The sequence below is a fragment of the Falsiroseomonas sp. RANM36 genome, assembly GCF_056682175.1.
This window is the reverse complement of record NZ_JBWXTD010000004.1, coordinates 722200-728421: the sequence shown is the minus strand read 5'-3', so window position 1 is coordinate 728421 and position 6222 is coordinate 722200. Positions and strand designations below refer to the sequence as shown.

Below are 6222 nucleotides of genomic sequence, written 5' to 3'. Positions count from 1 at the left end.
GGCCCGCGGCGGGGGGGGGGGCGCCCCCCCCGCCCCCGCCCGCCCCGCGCCCCCCCGCCGCGCCGGGGCGCGGCCGTGGTGTCCTTCGCGCCCCGCATGTAGCGCTGCTCCGGACGGTAGGAGAGCGTGGCGAGCCAGCTGCGGACGTGGCGCAGCCAGAGCGAGGCGGCCTGTGCCTCCTCCCGCATGTCGCGGATGCCCGCCTGATCCGTCGTGTCCGCGAGCCAAGCGCCCTGCATGGTCGCCTCCTTCGTCCTCTGCCGCTGCGGAGCATCATGGAAGGGCGGGGTTTCGGCCGTGCGTCGCGCCGGGCGCGATCGTGTTTCGTGTGTTCCGCGGGTGTCGGGGCGAGGGGCGCCGCGAAGTTCCGGTGATTCGAAGTTTCGGCCGTTCCTTTTTCGGCCGCTGGCGCGCTAGACTGTGGCCACCATGGACGAGATCGACCGCAACCTCATCCTCGCCCTGCAACAGGACAGCGCGGCAGGCCTGGCGGAGCTGTCCAAGGCGGCCGGATTGTCCGTCTCCGCCACGGCCGAGCGCGTCAAGCGTCTGGAGGAACGGGGCGTCATCCGCGGCTGGCGGATCGAGCTCGACCCCGTCGCCGCCGGCTGCCCGCTGCTGGCCTTCGTCTTCGTCGCCATGCGCCCGGGGCGCGACGACACGCCCTTCCTGAAGGCGATGAAGAAGCAGGAGGCGGTGCTGGAATGCCACACCGTCACCGGCGCCTGGTGCTACCTGGTCAAGCTGCGCCTGCCCGATGTCGCCGCGCTGGAGCGCTTCGTCTCGGAGGAGGTGCGCGGCCAGCCGGGCGTCGAGCGCACGGAGACGATCCTCGCACTGGCCAGCCCGAAGGACACGCAGATCCTGCCCGTCGCGCCGGCCAGCGAGGAGTAGCGGCCGGCCTATCGCGCCGGCCGCACCCCCATCGCCAGGGTGCGCTCGTCCATCCGCGGATCATGCGAGAGGGTGCGCTTCAGCGCCCAGACATTGGTCAGGTGGACCAGCGGGAACATCGGCACGTTCTGCGCCGACCAGCGCACCAGCCCGAAGATCGCCTGCTCGCGCCGCTCCTCGTCCATGATCGTCTCGGCCTGCTGCAGCAGCGCGTCGAATTCCGCCGAGGAGAAGCGGCGGTGGTTGGCCGAGCCGGTGCGCCGCTGCCGGTCGAAGGTCGCCAGCACGCTCTTCGCGAAGGAGAGTCCCTCGCCGGTGGTGCTGCCCCAGCTGCCGAGCGACATCGAGAATTCCTGCCGCGCGGCGCGTCCGGAATAGGTCGCCCAGGGCAGCGCCTCCACCGCCGTCTGCACGCCGATCCGGCTCCACATCTGCGCCACCGCCTGCGACAGCCGCGCATCGTTCGGGAAGCGGTCGTTCATGGTGTGCAGCGTCATGCGGAAGCCGTTGGGGAAGCCGGCCTCCGCCAGCAGCCGCTTCGCGCCCTCGGGGTCGAAGGCGGGCGGCGGCGTGGCGTCGTCATGCGACCAGGCGCCGGGCGGCAGCCACTGCCCCGCCGGGCTCGCAAGCCCGTCCATCGCACGCTCGGCCAGCGCGGTGCGGTTGATCGCCATGTTCAGCGCGCGGCGCACGCGCACATCGAGGAACGGGTTGGCGGCGAGCGGCTTCCCCTCGTTGTCCGTCACGAAGGGCAGGGGGCCCGGGCGCGAGAAATCCGGCCCGATATGCGCCAGCCGCAGCGACTGGATCTCGCTGATCGTGACGCGCTGGTCGCGCCTGAGGCGCGGCAGGTCGGCCGGCGAGACCTGGTCGATCAGGTCCACGTCGCCGGCGAGCAGCGCCGCGGTGCGCGCCGGATCGGCCGCGACGAAGCGGTAGGAGACGCGCGCCCAGGGCTCCGCGCCGCGCCAGTAGCCCTCGTTCCGCGCAAGCTCGGTGCGGTCGCCCATGCGGTGGCTGGCGACGCGGTAGGGTCCGGTGCCGATCGCGGCGCGGCCGGCATTGTAGTCCTCGGTGGTCGCACCCTCGCCGGCGTGGCGGGAGACGATGAAGACGCTCGCGAGCTCCGGCAGCAGCACCGGGTTCGGCCAATGCGTGACGATGCGCAGCGTGTAGGGATCGGGCGCGCTCGCCGACTTCACGCTGCGCAGCGTGGCGCCGAAGCCGCCCGGGCTGTTCGGCACGTTCGGCGCCCGGCTCAGCGTGAACAGCACGTCGTCGGCGGTGAAGGGCCGCCCGTCATGCCAGGTGACGTCGCGGCGCAGCCGGAACTCCCATTCGGTGTCGGAGACGATCCGCCAGCTTTCGGCGAGGTCCGGCGTGACACGCGCCTGCGCGTCCCGGTCCACGAGGCGGCCGAAGATGTGCTCGGCGATCGCATTGTTCGGCGCCGCATTGAAGAAATGCGGATCGAGCGAGGTGATGGACCCGCCCGTCGCGATGGTGAGGTTCTGCCCGAGCGCCGGTGCGGCGAGGCAGGCGGTCAGCGCGGCGGCAAGGCGCAGGGTGGTCATCTCACGATCCCCGGAGGCTTGCGCCATGCTACCGGTGCCGCGCGCGGGGTCGTCAAGCGCGAAGGCGGCCGGGCGGCAAACTAGCCTCGCCCCGGGCGGGCTGCTACATAACCCGCCGGGGAGATCCGGGACCGAAGGGAGAAGGCCTTGGGCAAGAGCATCCGCGCGGCGGGCATCGCCGCCATTTCGGCATGGGCGCTGGCTGCGGGCGGCGCCATGGCGCAGGCGCCGACGACGCTGACGATGGGCGTGGGCTCGCCGGTCACCTCCCTCGATCCGCACTACCACCAGCTGTCGCCGAACAACGCCGTGTCGGACATGATCTTCGACAAGCTGGTCGAGACCGACGACAAGGCGCGCATGCAGCCGGGCCTCGCGACCGAATGGCGCGCCGTCGGCCCGACGATCTGGGAATTCAAGCTGCGGCCGAATGTGCGCTTCCACAACGGCAGCGCCTTCACCGCCGAGGACGTGGCCTTCACGCTGCAGCGGCTGCCCAACGTGCCGAACTCGCCCTCCTCCTTCGCGGCCTATTCGCGGCCGATCGTGCGGATGGAGATCGTGGATCCGCTGACCATCCGCTTCCACACGGCGAACCCCTATCCGCTGCTGCCGCTCGACATGACGAATGTGCGCATCATCGACGCGCAGACGCATGCGAACGCGACGACGGAGGGCTTCAACTCCGGCCAGCTCGCCATCGGCACCGGGCCGTTCCGCGTGGTGCAGCACCGCAGCGGCGACCGCATCGAGTTCGAGCGGAACAACGAGTATTTCGACGGCGTCTCCCCCTTCGAGCGCGTCAGCTACCGCATGGTGACCAACGACGCCGCCCGCACCGCGGCGCTGCTGGCCGGCGACCTCGACTTCATCGACCAGGTGCCCACCACCGACCTTGCGCGGCTGCGCAACGACCCGCGGATGAACCTCAGCGAGACCGTCGGCCTCCGGCTGATCTTCCTCGGCCTCGACCACCTGCGCGCGGCGAACGAGAACAGCCCCTTCATCACCGACAATGACGGCCGCCCGCTCGGCCGCAACCCGCTGAAGGACGTGCGCGTGCGCCGCGCGCTGTCCATGGCGATCGACCGCAACGCGATCACCAGCCGCCTGATGGAAGGCGCGGCGACGCCGGCCGGCCAGTTCCTGCCGCCCGGCACCTTCAGCCATGTGCCGGACATCCAGCCGCCCGCCTACGATCCGGACGGCGCGCGCCGCCTGCTGGCCGAGGCCGGGTATCCGAACGGCTTCCGTATCCAGATCAACAGCCCGAACGACCGCTACATCAACGATGCGCGCATCGCGCAGGCGGTCGGCCAGATGTGGACGCGCGTCGGCGTGCGCACGGCGGTCGAGGCGCAGACCTGGGCCACCTTCGTCGGCCGCGCCGGCCGCCAGGAATACTCCACCTTCCTGATCGGCTGGGGCTCGAACCCCGATGGCAGCCACCCGATGCGCAACATCATCGGCACGGTCAGCCGCGAGAAGGGCTGGGGCGCCTCCAACCGCGGTCGCTACTCGAACCCCGAGCTTGACGCGCTGCTCGACCAGGCCCTGATCGAGCTCGACGAGAAGAAGCGCGAGGAGCTGCTGGTCCGCATCCAGCGCATGGCGGCGGAGGACGTGGCCGTGATCCCGCTGCACATCCAGACCAACATCTGGGCGATGCGGCGCAGCCTGCAGCATTCCGCACGGGTGGACGAGCTGACCCGGGCGCAGGACGTCCGCCCCGCGACCATGCGCTGACCGCGACAGGACCCGGCCCATGAGCGTCTATCTGCTGCGGCGGCTGATCCAGGCGCTCGGGGTCGTCTTCGCGATGTCGGTGATCGTGTTCATCGGCGTCTACGCGATCGGCGACCCGGTCGAGATCCTGATCAGCCCGGATGCCGACCAGATCGAGCGCGAGCGCGCGGTGCGCGCGCTCGGCCTCGACCTGCCGCTCTGGCAGCAGTACCTGGTGTTCCTCGGCAAGGCGCTGCGAGGCGACCTCGGCAACTCCTTCGTCTTCAACGAGCCCGCGCTGCAGCTGATCCTGCAGCGCATGCCCGCGACGCTGGAACTCGCCATCGCCGCCACCTTCGGCGCGGTGCTGATCGGCCTGCCGCTCGGCCTCTATGCCGGGCTCCGGCCGAACAGCGTCGGCTCCAAGGCGATCATGGCGGGGTCCATCCTCGGCTTCTCGCTGCCCACCTTCTGGGTCGGGCTGATGCTGATCATGGTCTTCGCCGTGCAACTCGGCTGGCTGCCCTCCACCGGGCGCGGCGACACGGCCGCGCTGTTCGGGCTGCAATGGTCCTTCCTGACGCTGGACGGGCTCTCGCACCTGCTGATGCCGGCGCTGAACCTGGCGCTGTTCAAGATCAGCCTGGTCATCCGCCTGACGCGTGCGGGCGTGCGCGAGACCATGCTGATGGACTACGTGAAGTTCGCCCGCGCCAAGGGCCTCAGCCCCTTCCGCGTCACCTTCGTCCATGTGTTCAAGAACATCCTGATCCCGGTCGTCACCGTGACGGGCCTGGAGTTCGGCTCCACCATCGCCTTCTCGGTGGTGACGGAGAGCATCTTCGCCTGGCCGGGCATGGGCAAGCTGATCATCGACAGCATCAACGTGCTCGATCGGCCGGTGATCGTCGCCTACCTGATGATCATCGTGCTGCTCTTCATCACCATCAACCTGATCGTGGACCTGACCTATTCGCTGCTGGATCCGCGCGTCCGGCTGGAGGGGAAGTGAGATGAGCGTCGCCCTCCAGACGCCCGCGGCGCCGGTCCAGGAACGGGTGGAAACGCCGTTCCGCCGCTTCGTTTCGGAATTCGCCGAATCGAAGCTGGCGCTGCTCGGCCTCGCGGTGTTCACGGTGATCGCGCTGGTGGCGATCCTCGCCCCCTGGATCGCGCCGCAGAACCCCTACGACCTCGCCGTGCTGGACATCATGGACGGCCGGCTCGAGCCCGGCGCGCGCAACGGCGACGACACCATGACCTACTGGCTCGGCACCGACGACCAGGGCCGGGACATGCTCTCGGCCATCATGTACGGGCTGCGCATCTCGCTCGCGGTCGGCGCCGGCTCGGCGCTGCTCGCCGCCATCGTCGGCGCCTCGCTCGGCCTGCTCGCCGCCTATGTCGGCGGCCGGACGGACAGCGCCATCATGCGCGTGGTGGACCTGCAGCTGTCCTTCCCCGCGATCCTCGTCGCGCTGATGATCCTCGCCTTCCTCGGCAAGTCGGTGATGAACGTGGTCATCGCCATCGTCGTCGTGGAATGGGCCTACTACGCGCGCACCGTGCGCGGCACCGCGCTGGTGGAGCGCCGGCGCGAATACATCGAGGCCGCGCAATGCCTCGCCCTGCCGACGCACAGGATCCTGTTCCGCCACCTGCTGCCGAACTGCCTGCCGCCGCTGATCGTCATCGCGACGATGCAGGTGGCCCGCGCCATCGCGCTGGAGGCGACGCTGTCCTTCCTCGGCCTCGGCGTGCCGATCACCGAGCCGTCGCTCGGCCTGCTGATCGCCAATGGCTACGAATACATGCTCAGCGGGAAATACTGGATCAGCTTCTATCCGGGCATCGCGCTGCTGGTCACCATCGTGAGCATCAACCTGATGGGCGACCATCTGCGCGATGTGCTCAATCCGCGCCTGAAGAAGTAGCGACGATGAAGACCCCCACCCCGACCAGCCGCCCGCGGAGGGGGGCCAGCGCCACCCCCCCCCCCCCGCCCGCGGGGGGGGGGCGGCCCCGCCCC

At 70.2% G+C, this 6222-nt stretch carries 6 protein-coding genes; 4 read left to right on the top strand and 2 right to left on the bottom strand.

Annotated elements, in window-relative coordinates; translation table 11 throughout:
* Nucleotides 1-239, bottom strand: a 239-nt coding sequence (locus AC1MIR_RS17270; protein WP_480029418.1) for a hypothetical protein, incomplete at its 3' end; no start/stop codon positions are given.
* Between the two features lie 190 nt (nucleotides 240-429).
* Between AC1MIR_RS17270 and AC1MIR_RS17265 the strand changes: the two genes are divergently transcribed.
* Nucleotides 430-894 carry an Lrp/AsnC family transcriptional regulator gene (locus AC1MIR_RS17265; protein WP_480029417.1) on the top strand — a complete coding sequence of 155 codons (465 nt, stop codon included), beginning with the start codon at nucleotides 430-432 and terminating at the stop codon, nucleotides 892-894.
* Nucleotides 895-902: 8 nt separating this feature from the next.
* Here the strand turns inward: AC1MIR_RS17265 and AC1MIR_RS17260 are convergent, their stop codons facing one another.
* On the bottom strand, nucleotides 903-2468 hold the full coding sequence (locus tag AC1MIR_RS17260) for an ABC transporter substrate-binding protein (RefSeq protein ID WP_480029416.1): 1566 nt from the start codon (nucleotides 2466-2468) through the stop codon (nucleotides 903-905).
* 147 nt (nucleotides 2469-2615) lie between these two features.
* Between AC1MIR_RS17260 and AC1MIR_RS17255 the strand changes: the two genes are divergently transcribed.
* From AC1MIR_RS17255 to AC1MIR_RS17245, 3 genes are read left to right on the top strand one after another with little or no spacing between them, the layout of a single operon-like run.
* A complete protein-coding gene (locus AC1MIR_RS17255; RefSeq protein ID WP_480029415.1) occupies nucleotides 2616-4214 on the top strand; it encodes an ABC transporter substrate-binding protein in 1599 nt (532 codons plus the stop codon).
* Nucleotides 4215-4233: 19 nt separating this feature from the next.
* Nucleotides 4234-5205: an ABC transporter permease gene (locus AC1MIR_RS17250; RefSeq protein WP_480029414.1), complete on the top strand. Its 972-nt coding sequence runs from the start codon at nucleotides 4234-4236 to the stop codon at nucleotides 5203-5205.
* Between the two features lies 1 nt (nucleotide 5206).
* Nucleotides 5207-6127 carry an ABC transporter permease gene (locus tag AC1MIR_RS17245; RefSeq protein WP_480029413.1) on the top strand — a complete coding sequence of 307 codons (921 nt, stop codon included), beginning with the start codon at nucleotides 5207-5209 and terminating at the stop codon, nucleotides 6125-6127.
* Nucleotides 6128-6222 lie beyond the last annotated feature (95 nt).